Below are 17,745 nucleotides of genomic sequence, written 5' to 3'. Positions count from 1 at the left end.
TATTTGATGAGTTTGCGATATAATGGAATGATCCGTCTAGAAATCAATCAATTATTATCTTCATCATCAGATTTTTTCTTTTTTGTTAGTTTACCAAGCAAGCCGCCAGCCTTTTCTTTTAGGCTATCGGATGACCCACCAGTTGTTTCGTCGAGTTTGTTCAGAACTCCTTCAACACCTTTGCCAAGTTTATCCTTAGCACCATCTGCAAGGTTTTTGAGTGTTTTTCCCGCGCCAATTTCTACTAAGGCCTTAGCGATTTGCGGCTGTAGCGTGTCCATAACGTGGCGTGCAATTTCTGATGGCGATAGGCCTTTTTCATCTGTACCAAGGTTGGTCAACGTAAAGGACGCCAAATTTATTGTTTCATCAACTTTTAAGAGGCCATCATTTTGCAAGCTAACCTGAGGGGTTCTAATCTCCAGTTTGCGGATGGTTAGGGTGATTTCACCACTTTCTGTTGCTGCTTCATCGCTTGCAGCAAGTTCCATTCCTTTCTGCAATGCTTCAAAGTTACTTTCGCCGTCCTTGATGCGAACATCAAGCGCAGGTGCATCAATCAGGATAGAATCAATTATAATGTGGTCAGAGAGTAGTGTGTTTGTCTCTAACTTCATGTCGAACGCACCGAGCGATGCCAAGGGGCCATCGCCGTATCCAGAGGGTTGGCCAATAGTGAAACCATTGAAGGCAACATCACCGGAAAGAGGAGATAAATTCACACCGTTTAATTGAACGTCGACCTTAAGCACCTCAGGTCCGTATTCATTGACGCCTGTCTTCACGATATTATTAAGTTGGAAATATCCAAGGCCGGCTATAACTAAGACAACAACTAATAGCCCAATTAAAATTCGCTTCATTTGAATTCTCCCTTAATTTGTTTGTGATGATGACATGCTTTTGTGGTGATGTTAAGGCTTTGATCAGGTTCGGGCATATAAAAGGCTTAACCTGACGGGTAAGGTGTGCGAGCATGTGATTTTGAATGAAAGTATCGCTTTTAATAGAATCATGTCCGTTGTTATATTAGACACCAACATGTTGATGATTTCAGGAGTAACTTGATGGCGCCAGTGACACATATAGTTCTTATATTGTCGTATCTTGTATTTGCTATTGCAACAGCGGTTTTACCCGTAAGTTTAGCAGAGGTAGATCAGGATCATGCAAATCTGGCTGCGGTGGTTGTGTTTTTTCTGGCACTCCATATCCACCAGTTACTTGCCGCGAGTGCGCGCCGTACATTAAATGCAGAGCGTATCGAAAAGTTGGAAGATAAAACCGTTTTCCTTCGGACTGATTTGGAAAAAACGAAGCGCGCTGTTGGCAGCCAGCCAGACTCTAAAGTGAATAAGGACACGCTGGTTAGCGAACTGAAGGTTCTGCAAACGCTTATCGGACAGGTGGTTCAAAAAGAAAACGAATTGCAGAGAAAAAGCCAGCAAATCGCAGAAGAAGAGCGTGAGTTGGCAGAGCGTAAAGCGTCTAACGAAGCCATTAATTTTGATAATGAAGATGCTGCTGTTCTTGAATTAAATGAAGATCAGGAATTAGAACAAGATAACCCGGACGGAGATATTTATATTTCGAATGAGCGCGACGGCGCGTCTGCATCAAATCAAAACTCCTTGTCGGCTGATTCTAATCAATCACTTATACGCGTTGTTCAAGATGAAGAGCAGTTGTTTTCGGTTATTCAAAGCTCGCTATCGGAAAACCGGGTTGACCTGTATCTACAGCCCATTATGGCGATGCCATCCAGGAACGTTGCCCATTATGAGTGTTTTTCGAGGGTTCGGGATGAGAATGGCAATATTATTTTACCGCGTCAGTATATCAAACTTGCAGAGCAGGAAGGCCTGATCGGCACTATTGATAATCTTCTATTGTTCCGACTAATTCAACTTGTCCGGCGTCTTGGGCCTAGAAGAGCAGGTGTAAGCTTTGTATGTAATCTGTCGAAATACTCCATGGATGATCAGGACTTTTTCCCGCAGTTCGTTGATTTCATGATGTCACATGAAGAATTTACTGGGCGATTTGTTTTCGAGATTTCACAACGTGACTACATGGCTTTGAGCAGCACAGTAAAAGAACGCCTTCAGTCGCTGGGGCGTCGAGGTTTTGGCTTCTCGCTTGATCAAGTTGACGACCTGAAAATGGATTATGATGATCTAGGGCGTAACTATTTCAAATTTATCAAGATTGATGCTGTCCCGCTTTTGAGAGATCAAGAAGAAGATATTGCTAGCCTAAAGTCAGAGCTACGCCGTAACGGAATGGAATTGATCGCGAGTCGAATCGAAAATGAAGAAATGGTCTCGCGGATCATTGATGCCGGCCTTGAATATGCTCAGGGATATCATTTTGGAGAGCCCGCGCTACCAGCGACTTTGGACCGTGATTTTTAAATCCTAACTATTCTGATTTCCGAATTTATTTGGGGCAAACATATGTCAGAGACAGTGGTAACTGATCCAGCTTCTATTGAGTTGTGGCATGGCATTGAAGAGCATTTAAGTCGTTTTGACTTAATTATTTGTGACCTTTGGGGCGTCATGCATGATGGTGTTACGTTGCATAAAAATGCGGGCGCAGCAATTGAATGTGCCAGAAGAAACGGCGTTCAAACGATTTTTCTCTCTAATGCGCCGCGTCCTCGAGAATATGTGCGCAATCATTTGATCAACATGGGATTGCCGAAACAACTGACTGATTTTGTTGTTACATCCGGTGGGCTGGCCCGCGATGAAGTTCGAAACCATTTTTCTGGTGCTAAACTATATCACATGGGCCCAGAGAGCGATTCTAACACAATCGAAGGACTGCCAGTATCTTTAGTGAATAGCCCGGATGATGCGGATGTTATCTTGGCAACAGACCTTGCCTTTTCTGACCTTGAGAAACATCGTGAATTTCTCTCTGTCGCACGACAAAACGACATTCCCTTTTTATGTGCCAACCCTGACCGTGTTGTGCACGTTGGTGACCGGCTATATTATTGTGCCGGGGCTGTGGCCGATATTTATACAGATATGGGCGGTGATGTTAGATGGTACGGGAAACCTATGAAATCCGCATTTGATGCCTGCTTGGATGAAGTTGATATGCCAGATATCAATAAAGGCAGAGTTTTAATGATAGGGGACAGCATGAAAACCGATATCACGGGTGCTGTTGGGGCAGGATTAAGCAGCCTGTTAATCGCAGGCGGTATTCACCGACACGAGTTGTCGAATGTTTTAAATCAGGTTGATAATGATGCTATACCTTCAGCTGTCTTCACTGAATCATTTGATTTTGACGACACAATAATTCCGACGGCTGTCGCTGAGGAGTTAAAGATATAGTGAATACTGAGGACGATTAGCCAAAGAGTGCGTCGATATCGTCTTGTGATACTTCTTCACCCTCGGGCATATCAATTTCTGCTTCAGGTTCTGAATTGTCTGTGACAACAGATTGCGCTGCTTCTGCTTCTCTCTGCGCTTTCTTCTCTTCCTCTTTTGCTGCGATTTCAGCCATTGGGTCGAAATCTTCTTCGAACATATTGTCCAATTGCTTAGGGTTCACAGCCTTCGGAGGTTCGGGCGCAGGAGGTGGAGTTGGTTTTGGTTCTGGCGTGGGCTCAGGGGAGGGGGCAGGTGTCTCTAGAGGAGCAGCTTTTGGTGCCACATCACCCGGAAGGTCGTCGTTAAGCAGTGCGTCAATATCACTCTGATCAATGCCTTCACCGTCAAGAGCAGGTCCCGCCAATAGTGCCTGGTCTTCTGTAACCTTATCTGCTTCTAATTTTTTAGACTCCAGAATGTCTTTTTCGCTAACTCCGAGAAGTTGGCTAAGCTCTTCCACACGTTCTTCAATGTGATGAAGGGTCTGGACAACTTTTGATACACGTTGACCTGTAATATCTTGGAATGAACAAGCTTCAAAAATGCGCATGACGGCATCGGTCGTAAGGGCTTGGTATGCATCAATGTCGCTGACATCTGCGCCCATGATTTCTTCAGCCGCTTCCATGATAGTGTTGGTTGCGTCTTCTGTAGCTTGCACAATTGCATCAAGCTCCATCCCCGCTCTTGGAAGGCGATCACTTTTTTCGTCGTCATCGTCACTGCTGGCTGGTTGTAGGCTTGCGATTTCCTTGCGGGCATTGCTGATATATTCGCCTAATTCCCGGCATTCTTTATATATCGCGGTATCAACCGTTCTAAAGAAAGCCTGCATGGTACCGATCAGAACTTCGGTAACCATTGCGACGTCAGTAAGCGAACGAGCTTCATCACCGTTTTTACGGAGATTGTCTACGAGTAACTCAATCTGGCGAGGAAGCTCTTCGTTCAGCATTTAGAAGTCTCCGAGTACAGCGACAAGTTTGGACTTCAATGTTGCAGCATTAAACGGCTTCACAATATAATTGTTTACGCCCGCTTTTTTTGCAGCAATCACGTTGTCTGTCTTTGATTCGGCAGTAACCATAATAAAGGGAGTGTCTTTTAGCTGATTATCAGCCCGAACTTCTTTCAGGAACTCGTAACCAGTCATGGGCTCCATGTTCCAGTCAGAAATAATGAGACTGTAGCTTTTCGCTCTTGCTTTTTCCAAAGCCATAGCACCATCTGTTGCTTCATCAACATTATTGAAACCAAGTTGCTTCAATAAGTTGCGTACAATACGAAGCATAGTTTTGTAATCATCAACGATAAGGATCGGCATACCCAAATCAACGGCCATGATCTTCCCTCTAAATAAATATTAATTAATCCTAATGAATAACTTTTGAGTTACCCGTTTGCTCATGCAGACAGTATCGCCATCCTTATGAAGAATTGGTTAACTCACAGAAAACATTCCAAAATTTTCTCAACTTTTATTAATTATGTATGTCACCTTAGAGAATATGGTTAATAAATCAAACGGTATGTTGTTTAAAATAGTATATTTCACGCATTTGGTGTTTGTTTAACGCCTTAACTGATGGTGAAAATATTCTTGTTGTTGCTGTGGCTATGGATGATGGCTTATTACAGGGTGCTAATTACAAAATCCCAGCCATAAATAAGGTTGCTTTTCCGGTATGAAAATTTTTGAACATATAGACATAATCAATAATCAAGCCAATGGATGCGTGATCGCACTTGGGAACTTTGATGGTTTTCATAGAGGACACCATGTTGTGGTTGGGGAGGCCGGCCGTAAGGCAAGGGAGTTGGGGGTTCCATTGACGGTTGTTGTAATGGAGCCGCATCCGGTTAGTTTTTTCGCGCCTGATAAACCACCATTTCGGTTAACAACAGCATCTGAAAGGGCACTTTTGCTTGAAAAATTTGGTGTAGATCAGCTGGTTGTTTTGCCTTTTGATTCTAGCTTGGCGTCTATGTCTGCTTCAGACTTTATTGCTGATATTCTTGTTAAACGACTGAATACAAAACATGTTTGTGTTGGTTATGATTATCGCTTTGGCAAGGGACGTGCTGGCGACACTAATATGCTTGAGGCGAGCGGGCGTGAGTTAGGGTTTGGCCTAACTGTCATCAATCCGGTAACTGTTGGCATCGAGGGTTTTGCAGGCGATGTCTATTCCTCTACTTTGGTACGAACAGCATTAAGTGATGGGCGGGCACGCCAAGCAGCGGCACTTTTAGGCCATTGGTGGATAATCAACGGAAAGGTTGTCAAAGGTGACCAACGCGGGCGAACCATTGATTTTCCAACGGCAAATATTGAACTTGGCGAGAACTTGCAACCGAAACTCGGCGTGTATGCGGTTCGTGTGAAATTAGGGGAAGACGATACTATATATAACGGCGTCGCCAATATCGGTAAAAGACCGACCTTTGATAAACGGGATGTGTTGATGGAGGTTTTCCTCTTTAACTTTTCTGGTGACATTTATGGTTGTGATGCACGTGTTGAAATTGTCTCTTTCATACGCTCTGAGCAAAAGTTTGCTGGCCTGGAAGACCTGAAGGAGCAAATTGCAAAGGACGTAGAAAGTGCAGCGCGTTTGCTCTCTGATCCTGAAAATGACCGCGATCATCTTCATTTACCAAGTTTAGACGAATATTTAGACCGTTTTCCAGCGCAGCATGATAAAGCTGCTGTAAAGCATACAGTATAGTGCTATATGTCTGGCGTATTGATAATGATTAAAAATCGGGGGCTTTGAGTCTGATGGACTTTCTACTGGATTACAATCTGTGGGTCAGTTTTATTACGTTGGCATCGCTTGAAATTATTTTGGGTGTAGATAACGTGGTTTTCATCGCGTTAGTCGTTGAGCATTTGGAAGAAAAACAGGCTAAAACCGCCAGAAATATGGGATTAATTCTGGCTTTGGTGGCACGAATTCTTCTTTTGCTGGGTGTTTCGTGGATTATTGGCCTCAAGGAACCATTTTTTGAACTGTTTGATCATGCCTTCTCAGGCAAGGATATTTTGATGCTCTTTGGTGGCGGGTTCCTGTTGTATAAAGGAAGTAATAGTATCCACGATGAAATCACTGGAGATAAAGAACGGGAATACAAGGCTTATTCTGGTGTTATGATGGCGGTTGTGGCTCAAATCGTATTGATCGATATTATCTTCTCTTTTGATTCAGTGATGACCGCCGTAGGTTTAACAGAAAATATCGGTGTTATTATTGCTGCTATGACCGTTGCGATGGCGGTTATGTTATTCTCAGCAAGCTATATCTCAGATTTTATTGCCCGTTTCCCAACGCTTAAAGTGTTGGCACTGGCTTTCATTCTATTGATCGGAGTGTTCCTTGTCGCCGAAGGGCTAGGGCAGCACATCCCTAAAGGATATATCTATTTCTCAATGGCATTTGCCTTGGGTGTAGAAGTGGTGAATTTGCTGGTTCGTGGTAGGAAAGCCGCGAAAAAACAAAAAAACGTTGGTTAAAGCTTGTTTGCTAGGGAATAAGGAGTGACATTGTAGCTCCTTATTTGTATGAGAAGGCTCGACACGTTTTATATACGCTGATAAAGAAACTATCATGTTGATGACAGAAACACATAGTAACGTTTTGAGAAGCTGCCTGTTTGTAGACGGCATAATATTTTGTGGCCGAATTATTGGCCCGGCGCTTTAAGAGCGACCGGGGCTTCTAACTATAAATCCTGACAATTGAATATATGCACCGGGCTACAGGCCTGTTTGTTGCATTTGATATAGAAGACGAGCACACTAAAGATGGCTGCTGATAAAAATACTCCAGAAAACGAAGGTCGCGATTACCGCGATACAGTATTCCTTCCTAAAACTGACTTTCCGATGCGTGCTGGTTTGCCGAAGCGCGAACCGGAGTTTTTGAAACGTTGGGAAGAGGAAAATATTTACAAGCAACTGCGTGAAGACGCAAAAGACCGCGAGAAGTTCATCCTGCATGATGGGCCTCCTTACGCCAACGGTGATATTCACATCGGTCACGCAATGAATAAGGTCCTCAAGGACGTCATTGTTAAATCTCAGCAGATGATGGGGAAAAACAGCCCCTATGTGCCTGGCTGGGACTGTCACGGTCTTCCGATTGAATGGAAAATCGAAGAAAAATACCGCAAAAAGAAAAAGAACAAGGACGAAGTTGATCCAGTGGAATTCCGCCGTGAGTGCCGCGAATTTGCCGCGAACTGGATCGGGGTTCAGAAAGAGCAATTCAAGCGCCTTGGTATCTTTGGTGATTGGGAAAACCCATACACAACCATGAAGTTCGAGGCAGAGGCCAAGATCGTTGAGGAGCTTCTAAAGTTTGCCAAAAACGGTTCGCTATATCGTGGTTCGAAGCCTGTAATGTGGTCCCCTGTTGAAAAAACAGCACTCGCGGAAGCAGAGGTGGAGTATCATGATCACACGTCAACACAGATCGATGTTGCGTTTGATGTTGTGAGCACAAACGCGGATTTACCAGAAGGCGCGCGAGTTGTTATCTGGACAACAACCCCTTGGACGATCCCTGCAAACCGTGCGGTTTGCTATGGCCCGAATGTTGATTATTCGGTTCTTGAAGTTACTGGTGTTGGTGAAGGTGCGCTTGTTGAGGCGGGCGACAGGTTAGTTATTGCGTCCGCGCTCGTTTCCGATTTTGCTGCCCGTGCTGGCATCGAAGGACATTCAGTCGTTTCACAATTCAAAGGTGAGGTTTTAAGCGGTACTGTTCTATCGCATCCGTGGCGAGGCCATACTGACGCTGACGGGCATTATGATTTTGATGTGCCAATGCTTGCTGGTGATCATGTAACTATCGATGCAGGTACAGGTTTTGTGCATACAGCACCTGGGCACGGTGATGATGACTATGTTGTTGCTCATGTTCAAAATGGCATCCCGGTTCCTTATACAGTGAATGAAGCCGGCTGTTACTATGATCATGTTGGGCTTGTAGCAGGGCAACACGTCTATAAGGTTGCCGACAATGTTTGTGAATTGTTGACCGGGGTTCGTGCTCTTATGGCTAAGGGCAAATTGGTTCACAGTTATCCGCACAGTTGGCGCTCAAAAGCGCCACTCATCTTTAGAAATACGCCACAGTGGTTTATCTCAATGTCGAAAACGGGGCTCCGTGATAAAGCGTTGAAGGCGATCCGCGAGGATGTGAATTTCTTCCCGGCAGCTGGTAAAAACCGCATCGAAGCGATGGTTGCTGATCGCCCGGACTGGGTAATCTCCCGTCAGCGTGCGTGGGGTGTTCCGATTACGGTCTTTGTAAACAAGGCAACAGGCGAAGTGTTGAACGATGACGCTGTGAACGCACGCATTGTTAATGCTGTGACAAACGGCGGGGCAGACGCGTGGGTTGCTATTCCGGCGCAGGAATTCCTCGGCGACGACTACAACGCTGAGGATTATGAGCAAGTTCATGACATTCTGGATGTTTGGTTTGACAGCGGCTGTACCCATGCTTTTGTCTGCGAAGACCGCGATGACTTGCAAAGCCCCGCTGATCTATACCTTGAAGGTTCTGATCAGCACCGTGGCTGGTTCCAGTCAAGCCTACTTGAAAGTTGTGGAACGCGCGGTGTTGCCCCCTATAAGGGCGTATTAACCCATGGCTTCACAATGGATGGTGAAGGCCGCAAGATGTCCAAATCGTTAGGGAACACCGTTTCACCGCATAAGGTGATAGAGCAATACGGTGCAGATATTCTCCGCCTTTGGGTTGTTGCTGTTGATTACACAAGCGATGTGCGGATCGGTGATGAGATCATGAAAGGGCAGGCAGATGCCTACCGTAAGATCCGTAACACAATGCGCTATATGCTTGGTAACTTGGTTGGTTTCACAGAAGAAGAGCGCTTGAGCGAAGACAAGATGCCGGAATTGGAACGCTGGGTTCTACACCGCTTGTTTGAGCTTGATAGCATGATCAAATCGAAAACAAATACATATGATTTTAACCCTGTATTTCAGGCACTTTATCAATTCTGCATCGTTGATCTGAGTAATTTCTATTTTGAAATCAGGAAAGATTGTTTTTACTGTGATCATCCGGACGACGAACGCCGCCGCGCTGCACGCACAGTATTGGATGCAGTATTCCGACGTTTGGTAACCTGGTTTGCTCCAGTGCTATCGTTCACGTCGGAAGAAGTTTGGCAATCTCGTTTTGGTACAGACGTTCCTAGTGTACACCGCGAGCTATGGTTAGATACGCCAGCCGCGTGGCAGAATGATGCTCTGGCAGAGAAGTGGGCTAAAATTCGTACTGTCAAAACGGCAGTAAACGGTAAATTAGAAGAAATGCGCCGCGATAAAACAATTGGTTCAAGCTTGCAGGCACGTGTGGATGTTTCAATTGAAGCTCAACACTTTGAAGAACTTAACACGCTTTTTGATGGCCTTGATATGGATGAAATATTCATCACATCAGCCGCTCAGCTAGTTTCTGCACCAGAAGGTGAGCAGGTGTTCGCGGACGCTCTTAGCGTTCAAGCATCAGTAGCAGAAGGTCAAAAATGCGAACGGTGCTGGGTTGTTTCACCTGAGGTGAGCGAGAACGGTGATCTTTGTAACCGTTGTCAATCCGCTGTTGAGAAAATTGACTCGGCCGCCGTTTAATGACGTCAATTGAAGAAAATAACCAGCCTGAGCCTATAGGGCGATCATATTTTATGATTGGGCTGGTTATTACTTTTTGTATTCTTGCCGTTGATCAGTTGAGTAAATGGTGGATTTTAGAAGTTTATAATTTACCTCTTAAATCCAGTGTGCAGATACTACCATTTTTCAGTCTGACTATGGTGTGGAATAATAGTATTTCCATGGGGCTTCCGCTTGACGAGTATCTTGGGAAATGGGGTATTATTGTTCTGACATGGTTAATCAGTCTTTGGTTATTGTGGTGGTTGAAGGATACCAAACGTAAGCCAGAAGCGATTGCGCTTTCGCTGATACTAGGCGGTGCGATTGGGAATGTGATTGATCGCTTTGTTCATGGTGCTGTTGTCGACTTCCTGCATTTTTATGCTTTTGACTATAGTTTCTATGTGTTCAATATTGCCGATAGTGCTATTTCAATCGGTGTTGTATTTCTTATTATTGATGGGTTGCGAACCAGCGTAAAAAGCCCTAAAAATGCCTCAAAGGTAGAATAAGGTTTATGTCTGCTGAATGTGGAGAGAAAAAATGAAGTTGAAATCAATTTCAATGATAGTTGTGATGGCTGGCGTTGTTTCGGCGTGCGGTGGCGGCGGTAAGTTTAGCCCCGATGAATTTGAAGTCGTTAGTCGCTCACCTCTTGTTGTGCCGCCAGAGGCAACCCTTTCTCCTCCTCGTGCGGGTCAATCCCATGCACAGGAAATCAACCCAACGCAGCAAGCTTTCGAGGCCTTGTTTCCAGGAAAACGATTTAAACGGGAAGTCCCTAAAAGTTCCAGTGAATTGTCACTCTTAAGACAACTTCGCAGTTCAGAACCAGATATCCGCTCGAATGTGGATGGCGGGGACGCACAGGTTGTTAAAAAAACACTTTTACTGGCTGATCTCCTAGAGATCGAAGATCGACAGTTCAGACCAGATAATATTGAAATCGAGCGTTTATCCTCTGAGACGCGTGAATAATCTCGCTTGATAGCTTTTAATTTTGTAACCGTCAAATTTTGTATGATTTGGCGGTTTTTTATTGATATCTACTGGATTAGTTTCCTTCCATCCTCTAACTTTATTTCATGACTGATCATTCAAAACATATGCGTGAAGCCTTGCCAAAAACAGCAGGTATTATTCGCCTTCTTAGTGAGCGCACAATTAACCGGATAGCGGCGGGCGAAGTTGTTGAGCGCCCTGCGAGCGCTGTTAAAGAACTTGTTGAAAATAGCATAGACGCAGGATCAACACGTATTGATGTTACGATGATTGATGGCGGTCGTACACTTATACAGGTTATCGATGACGGTCGCGGCATGAGCTCGGAAGAACTGTTATTAGCCGTGGAGCGGCATGCAACATCCAAACTATCGGATGAGGACCTGGTTAATATCGCTTCACTAGGTTTCAGGGGGGAAGCGTTAGCGTCAATTGGTGCCGTTGCGAAATTAGAGGTTACGTCGCGGGAGCGCGGTGCCGGGGCGGCGTGGTCCATATGTGTTGATGCGGGCACCAAAATGGATGTGAAACCCGCAAGCATTAATGGCGGTACCAGAATTGAAGTCCGTGATTTATTTTATGCGACACCTGCACGTCTGAAATTCATGAAAACGGCCCGTACTGAATATGGCCAGGCAGGCGATGTTCTGAAGCGGTTAGCGATGGCGCATCCGGACATCGCATTTTCACTTTCGGATGGAAACCGCACAACCTTCAGAGCGCCACCAACCGCTGGATTAACCGAAGATGCGCGCCTGGAACGTCTTGGTGCGATTTTGGGTAAGGAATTCCGCGAAAATGCATTAGCTATTGACGCTGAGCGGGAAGGCCTTCGCTTAACGGGATTTGCGGGCCTGCCAACCTATAGCCGCGGCAATGCGCAACATCAGTATTTATTTGTAAACGGCAGACCCGTTAAAGACAGGTTGTTGATCGGTGCTGTTCGCGGCGCCTATCAGGATTATCTGGCCCGTGACAGACATCCTATCCTGTCGCTGTTCCTTGAAGTTCCAAGCGAATTTGTTGATGTGAACGTGCATCCTGCAAAGGCAGAAGTCCGCTTCAAGGATGCGGGCCTTGTTCGAGGATTAATTGTATCGGCGCTCAGACATGCCCTTGCGGAGGCTGGGCACCGTGCATCGACGACCGTAGCGGGCGCGGCTCTTGGGGCAATGAAAGCGCAAACGGGCCACACATCAGGACTGCCATGGGTTCGTCAGGCTGAAAGGCCGAATTTACCCAAAGGCTTTAGTGAAGTTGTTAATCAAGTATACGCACCTACTGGTCAAAGCGAAGGATTGGTATTTTCTGACTCCGCGCAACTGAAACTTGACCCTAAAGGGGCGATCGATCAACCAAGCGCGCAATTCGTCCAAGAGACTTCGACTGAAAATTTCCACAGTTTTACAGACGATAAACCGCAGAGTTTCCCGCTGGGTGTCGCACGCGGACAGGTTCACGCAACATATATTGTTTCGCAAACGGAGGACGGCATCGTTATTGTTGACCAGCATGCAGCCCATGAGCGCCTTGTTTATGAGCGTATGAAGGCAGCGATGGATGAAACGGGTGTCGCGAGGCAGGCCTTGTTATTGCCTGAAGTTGTTGAATTGGAAGAAGGTCCTGCGGAACGCTTATTGGCGCGGGTTGATGAGTTAGCGAATTTGGGTTTGATACTGGAAGCGTTTGGTGAGGGGGCTGTTGTCGTGCGGGAAGTGCCTGCCTTGCTTGGTAAGGTAGATGTTAAGGGGTTAGTGCGGGACTTGGCGGACGAGCTTACTGAATATGATCAGGCTTTATCTCTAAAGGAAAAACTGGAAGAAGTTTGTGGAACAATGGCGTGTCACGGCAGTGTGCGTTCGGGACGGCGACTAAATGTTGACGAAATGAACGCACTCTTGCGGGAGATGGAGGCCACGCCCCATTCAGGACAGTGTAATCATGGGCGTCCAACGTATGTTGAATTGAAACTGGCAGACATTGAAAAGTTGTTTGGGCGGCGTTAGGCCATATTGATGTCAGCAAAGTTCATCTAAAAGCTGATCTATCAACTCTTGTGTTTCTAGCATATTTTGCTTTTCTGCCTCTAAGATACGGCGATACAATCTCTTCCTGAAATGCTTAATGTCAAAGCTTTTCGGCAAAGCATCAGGACCCGCAGAATCAATAAGAAAGTCGATCATTCTGTGGGCACCGTGTAAACGACCCCAGATATAGTCGTTTTCCCTCGCTTTTCTGCTGAAAAATGCCCCGAAGTTGCCAAGTTCTGTTCCAAGCAATGGGTTTCGATACGCTGTTTCGCTTTTACCGGAAATGTTTTTACAGTCGAGTGGACTGATGCGATCTATACGAATTTCTTCCATTTCGTACAAATCATTCTTTGTCATCATCGGTAGTGCAAGAATATCGTAGAAGGAAAAGCCAATATATCCGTGGAACAGGCACTCTCTGAATTTTTCATCATCTGATTGATTGATGAGGTTGGTAATCGAAAGGTCTGCCTCGGCGTCCAGGTCCTCAAGGAACATTTGCCCTGCTATTTTAGTCAGGACAGTCGGGATGTGTGTAGAGGAAAACTTTTCTACTTCCCAGAAATCAGTATAGAAGCCTTGTTGCCAACGTGATTTATAGCGCTCCAGAAGTAAATAAATTTCACGTTTTGCATTTTGTAGATCATCAGATATTCCGTCAAATCCATGATCAGACTGAAGGCGGTTAACGCGTTTGATCATAAACCTGAGGCGCCGCATGCGGAAATCTACATCAAATTCTTTCAGAAACTTAATATAGAGGGCTTCGCAAAGGGTATCGGTATGGCCATTGCAATTGTTCAGAATACCTTCTGAATATGCCCATTCAACGAGGTGTTCTAAGGCTATATTATAGTCGTCAACCTCATCCGTTAAGACCAATTTCGCAGTTAGTTTTGCTAGTCGCTCAAGAATACGTATTGTTTTGATTTGACGATAGTTGGCGTATGAAAAGCCTGCGTTTTTCTTGGCGAGTTCATGGGTTTTATCACGCCAGCTAGCTAATTGCTGTTCATCAATTTTCTTATTTGGTTTGAACTTAAGGTTTTTCGCGATAAGAAGCTGAACTTCCTCTTGGGCAGAAGCTGAAACAAGATCTGTATTTTTTGCGAGTGCGTTATGCTGTTCGATAACTCTCAAATCATCATAAATTGGCTCATTGCGTGGTATTGTCGTGAGCGAGCCGAGTATATTTTTGAAAAAACCTGGACTTTCTGTGTCCTTACCTAAGGCTTGAATTTTATCCGGGTCGTCAGGTAGGGGCTCAACATAAATAATTCTTCGGTCAACTTCTCTGTGTGCTGGTCTTTCTTGAATGGCGCTAATGACACCCTGAAAGGGTTTATTATTGGTAACACCGCCATCTATGAACGAAACATTGGCAAGTTCATCAGGCATATTTCGGAAATGCTTAAAGTTTTTACGAACAAAGTCATCTTTGGCTGGCCATGATTGTTTGCGCTTTTTAAGCATTGTATCGAGATGTTTAAGTTGCACGGGGGGGAAGGCACCAGGAAAAGACGAGGTTGCCCTTGCCGCAAAGCCCAGTCCTGGTATGTGTGCTTCTGTAAATTGGCTTAAAGCTGCTTTTTTCTGTGAGTTTAAATAGGTGAAACTAATATTAACTCTGTGCTCCCTCTCCGAAATTTCCTGTGGGTCGTGCAGTTTTAATCGCCTTGGTCGCCCGTAAAAGTTGGTTAAGCTAACGAACAGGTCAAGACGGTGTCCTGAGGGTAATAAGCTTGCATCCTGATCTGAATTTCCCATATTTTCACAGGCATCAAGCATCCATTTCAGCATGGTTTCCCCAGAGAATGGTGGATGAAACCACTTGGAACGGATGAAGCGTGAAAACTTCCTTTTGCTATTTTCATCGGTTTTGAGGCGTCCAAGGACTTTACGCTGAATGAAGGAAACGAATGGGTAGATGTATGCCTTGCTCCATTTTCCAGCGATTGTTTGATCATCCATCAATTTTTCTACATCACCGAGCTCAAGCCACATGGTTCGTAGAGGGTCAAAAGAGAGGTCATGAGCAAGGGCGCGAGCGAGAAAAATACCGTTGATGCCACCAGCGGAAGTGCCAGATACAATATCAACTACAACCCGTAAGTCTATTTTATGTCCCAATAATTTTAGAAGGTCGAAGTATAAATCTTCGCTATCAGACGGGTGATTTCGCAGAGTTTCTACTGACCCGTATGTGGCAGATTTACGGGCTTCGCGATCGGCAATCTGATGGTAAGAGCGGCTAGCGCGGACCAGTTTTAAAATTTCGTTGGAAATTCCATTCATATACACTGCAAGGGATGCCCCACCGTAGCATACTAATGCTAGCCGTAATTCCTTTTCGTGCATAGGAAACCCTTATCGCATTTGTCATTGGATAGAAATGTCGCAGATTTTTCTATGTTTGCCAATATGTTGTGATGAAATTTCCTCTTATCATTAAATTGATTTTCTAGAGGTCAGATTGGTTTTTGCTTCAGAAAAACAACGCGTTGTTGGCCTTGAATACGTTCGTCCACCAGCTCAAGGCTATCTGTAAAATCTATGTCGTCGTCACTAGCAAGTTCAGCAATAATGACGCCATCATTTGACAGCCACTTGGAAGATGTGATTCTTTCTAGTGTGGGTTCCAATAGACCCATACGATACGGCGGGTCCATAAATATAAAATCATAGGGATCGCTAATTGGAGGTAATGCGCGCGCACTTACCTTCAGGACTGTCACGTGATCGCGAACATCGAGGGATGAGATATTATGATCAAGGTTATCCAGCGAAGATTGGGATTTCTCGACAAAGGTTATGTGTCTTGCCCCGCGGGACAGGGCTTCAAGCCCCAGAGCACCCGTTCCAGCAAATAGGTCTGCAACCCTCGCGTCATGCATATCTGGATACCGATGATGGCCAAGCATTGAGAAAACCCTTTCCCGCATGCGATCCGTTGTCGGGCGGATATCTCTACCCTCTGCGACTTTCAGTTTACGCCCTCTATATTTGCCAGCAATTATACGTGTCATGGTCAGGCTTTAGGCTTTCGCGGATTAGCAGGCGGCTGTTTAGTATTGGGTTTTGCATTGGCCTTCGTGTTTTTGCTTTTTGCTTTTTTGCTGCTGTCCTCGTTCTTACGGGCGGCCATTGCCTTCCGGCGCCGTGATGCTCCAAGTTCAACCTTTGTTTTTGGCTTTGCTTTTGCCCATTTGGATGGGTCACGTTTTTTCTCAGGTGCTGCAACGCTTTGCGGCGCATCTTTGAAATAATCGCCGAGCGCATCATACATTTGCTTTTCGCCGACCACTGTTGCACCGCCAAGCGGGATATTGGTCATTGTGAAAGGACCATAATGTGTGCGTATCAGGCGGTTCACTTCAAGACCGAGATGTTCCATAATCCGGCGGACTTCCCGGTTCTTGCCTTCTTTGATCGCTACTGTCAGCCATGCGTTAGCACCTGTTTGGCGTTCTAATGCGGCTTCAATCTCACCATAATGGGTTCCGTCGATCGTTACACCGTCCTTCAATCTGGCAAGCGCTTTTTCATTAACACGTCCATGAACACGAACCCGATACCGGCGGGTCAAGGCTGTGGAAGGTAGTTCCAAATACCGCGCCAGTTCACCATCGTTGGTAAGAAGCAGTAGCCCCTCTGTGTTCATATCCAAGCGCCCAACAGAAATAACGCGTCCCATATGTTCGGGCAATTTATCAAAAACTGTTGGCCTACCTTGTGGGTCATGATGGGTTGTTAATACACCGCGCGGTTTATTAAACCGCCACAACCTTGTGTGCGAAACTTGATCAGCCACATGAACGCCGTCAACAGTTATTCCTCTTAGGGATGTGACCAAAAAGGCGGCGGTTTCAAGTTTTTTGCCGCGAACATAGATACGGCCAGCTTCAATCATCCGCTCGACTTCACGGCGGGAGGCTACACCTGCACGCGCTAATGCTTTCGCAATGCGCTCGCCTTTTGCTTCATTCTCTTGTTTTTTATTATCTTCTGTCATGGGGCGCACAATAGGCCTGATTAAGTCAGACCGCAACAAACTTTGCTGGATATATCGCCTAATAAAACTGTTCTATACTTGACCTTTGAAGCACAAGCTACGAGAAGGATACTATGATTGATCAGTTTCCATTCATGCATCTTGCCCTTGATGAAGCGCGTGCTGCTGCGAGCCGCGGTGAAGTGCCTGTTGGTGCTGTGGTCGTATCGAGTAGCGGGGAAGTGCTCGCGAAAGCTGGTAACAGGGTTGTGGAAACATGTGACCCTACTGCGCACGCAGAAATCCTTGCAATCCGAGCAGCTGCAAAGAAATTTGGTTCGGAAAGGTTAGAAGGCTGTGATCTGCATGTGACTTTGGAGCCTTGTGCTATGTGCGCTCAGGCCATTGCTTTCGCACGTATCAGGCGTATTTATTTTGGTGCTGATGACCCGAAAGGTGGGGGGGTTACGGTTGGTGCTAGAATATTTAATCAGCCAACGACGCACCATAAGCCTGAAATATATGGCGGAATATGTGAGGCAGAGGCATCAGAAATATTAAAGGATTTCTTTGCGTCCAAACGGTGACTTTCGGAAATGCGGGCTTGATGCCCTGCAGGTGAGTAGGTTAGGCTAA

15 protein-coding genes are annotated in these 17,745 nt (G+C 45.5%); 9 read left to right on the top strand and 6 right to left on the bottom strand.

Annotation, left to right across the window (positions count from 1 at the left end):
- Positions 1 to 47 precede the first annotated feature (47 nt).
- Positions 48 to 863: an AsmA family protein gene (locus KFF44_RS13815; RefSeq protein WP_255935198.1), complete on the bottom strand. Its 816-nt coding sequence runs from the start codon at positions 861 to 863 to the stop codon at positions 48 to 50.
- A gap of 204 nt (positions 864 to 1,067) precedes the next feature.
- On the opposite strand from KFF44_RS13815, the gene KFF44_RS13810 reads away from it, so the two are divergent.
- Positions 1,068 to 2,414, top strand: a complete 1,347-nt coding sequence (locus KFF44_RS13810) for an EAL domain-containing protein (RefSeq protein ID WP_255935196.1) — start codon at positions 1,068 to 1,070, stop codon at positions 2,412 to 2,414.
- 42 nt (positions 2,415 to 2,456) lie between these two features.
- Positions 2,457 to 3,353 carry a TIGR01459 family HAD-type hydrolase gene (locus KFF44_RS13805; RefSeq protein WP_255935194.1) on the top strand — a complete coding sequence of 299 codons (897 nt, stop codon included), beginning with the start codon at positions 2,457 to 2,459 and terminating at the stop codon, positions 3,351 to 3,353.
- Positions 3,354 to 3,369: 16 nt separating this feature from the next.
- Here KFF44_RS13805 and KFF44_RS13800 read toward each other — a convergent pair whose 3' ends face one another.
- Both KFF44_RS13800 and KFF44_RS13795 read right to left on the bottom strand, forming a co-directional pair.
- Entirely contained in the window at positions 3,370 to 4,350 is a 981-nt protein-coding gene (locus KFF44_RS13800; RefSeq protein ID WP_255935192.1) for a protein phosphatase CheZ, read from the bottom strand.
- Positions 4,351 to 4,737, bottom strand: coding sequence for a response regulator (locus tag KFF44_RS13795; protein ID WP_255935190.1), 387 nt, complete (start codon positions 4,735 to 4,737; stop codon positions 4,351 to 4,353).
- A 343-nt stretch (positions 4,738 to 5,080) separates the two neighbouring features.
- On the opposite strand from KFF44_RS13795, the gene KFF44_RS13790 reads away from it, so the two are divergent.
- The 6 genes from KFF44_RS13790 (at position 5,081) to mutL (ending at position 13,094) form a co-directional block, all read left to right on the top strand.
- The gene (locus KFF44_RS13790) at positions 5,081 to 6,124 is read left to right on the top strand and encodes a bifunctional riboflavin kinase/FAD synthetase (protein WP_255935189.1); all 1,044 of its coding nucleotides are present in this window, start codon (positions 5,081 to 5,083) and stop codon (positions 6,122 to 6,124) included.
- Between the two features lie 53 nt (positions 6,125 to 6,177).
- A complete protein-coding gene (locus KFF44_RS13785) occupies positions 6,178 to 6,909 on the top strand; it encodes a TerC family protein (RefSeq protein WP_255935188.1) in 732 nt (243 codons plus the stop codon).
- 291 nt (positions 6,910 to 7,200) lie between these two features.
- Positions 7,201 to 10,062 carry an isoleucine--tRNA ligase gene (ileS, locus tag KFF44_RS13780; protein WP_255935186.1) on the top strand — a complete coding sequence of 954 codons (2,862 nt, stop codon included), beginning with the start codon at positions 7,201 to 7,203 and terminating at the stop codon, positions 10,060 to 10,062.
- Positions 10,062 to 10,598, top strand: a complete 537-nt coding sequence (gene lspA / locus KFF44_RS13775) for a signal peptidase II (protein WP_255935184.1) — start codon at positions 10,062 to 10,064, stop codon at positions 10,596 to 10,598. Before ileS ends, lspA begins: the two co-directional genes overlap by 1 nt.
- Before the next feature lie 31 nt (positions 10,599 to 10,629).
- Entirely contained in the window at positions 10,630 to 11,064 is a 435-nt protein-coding gene (locus tag KFF44_RS13770) for a DUF3035 domain-containing protein (protein ID WP_255935182.1), read from the top strand.
- Positions 11,065 to 11,171: 107 nt separating this feature from the next.
- Positions 11,172 to 13,094, top strand: coding sequence for a DNA mismatch repair endonuclease MutL (gene mutL, locus KFF44_RS13765; RefSeq protein ID WP_255935181.1), 1,923 nt, complete (start codon positions 11,172 to 11,174; stop codon positions 13,092 to 13,094).
- Positions 13,095 to 13,106: 12 nt separating this feature from the next.
- On the opposite strand, the gene KFF44_RS13760 is transcribed toward mutL, so the two are convergent.
- The 3 genes from KFF44_RS13760 to KFF44_RS13750 form a co-directional block, all read right to left on the bottom strand.
- On the bottom strand, positions 13,107 to 15,476 hold the full coding sequence (locus KFF44_RS13760) for a patatin-like protein (RefSeq protein ID WP_255935180.1): 2,370 nt from the start codon (positions 15,474 to 15,476) through the stop codon (positions 13,107 to 13,109).
- Positions 15,477 to 15,586: 110 nt separating this feature from the next.
- Entirely contained in the window at positions 15,587 to 16,144 is a 558-nt protein-coding gene (gene rsmD, locus KFF44_RS13755) for a 16S rRNA (guanine(966)-N(2))-methyltransferase RsmD (RefSeq protein WP_255935179.1), read from the bottom strand.
- Between the two features lie 2 nt (positions 16,145 to 16,146).
- On the bottom strand, positions 16,147 to 17,130 hold the full coding sequence (locus tag KFF44_RS13750) for a pseudouridine synthase (protein WP_255935178.1): 984 nt from the start codon (positions 17,128 to 17,130) through the stop codon (positions 16,147 to 16,149).
- A 113-nt stretch (positions 17,131 to 17,243) separates the two neighbouring features.
- Between KFF44_RS13750 and KFF44_RS13745 the strand changes: the two genes are divergently transcribed.
- Entirely contained in the window at positions 17,244 to 17,696 is a 453-nt protein-coding gene (locus KFF44_RS13745; protein ID WP_255935177.1) for a nucleoside deaminase, read from the top strand.
- Positions 17,697 to 17,745: the final 49 nt, after the last annotated feature.

It is taken from the genome of Kordiimonas sp. SCSIO 12610 (assembly GCF_024398015.1).
Classification (GTDB): Bacteria; Pseudomonadota; Alphaproteobacteria; order Sphingomonadales; family Kordiimonadaceae; genus CANLMI01.
This window is presented reverse-complemented; position numbering and strand designations above follow the sequence as displayed.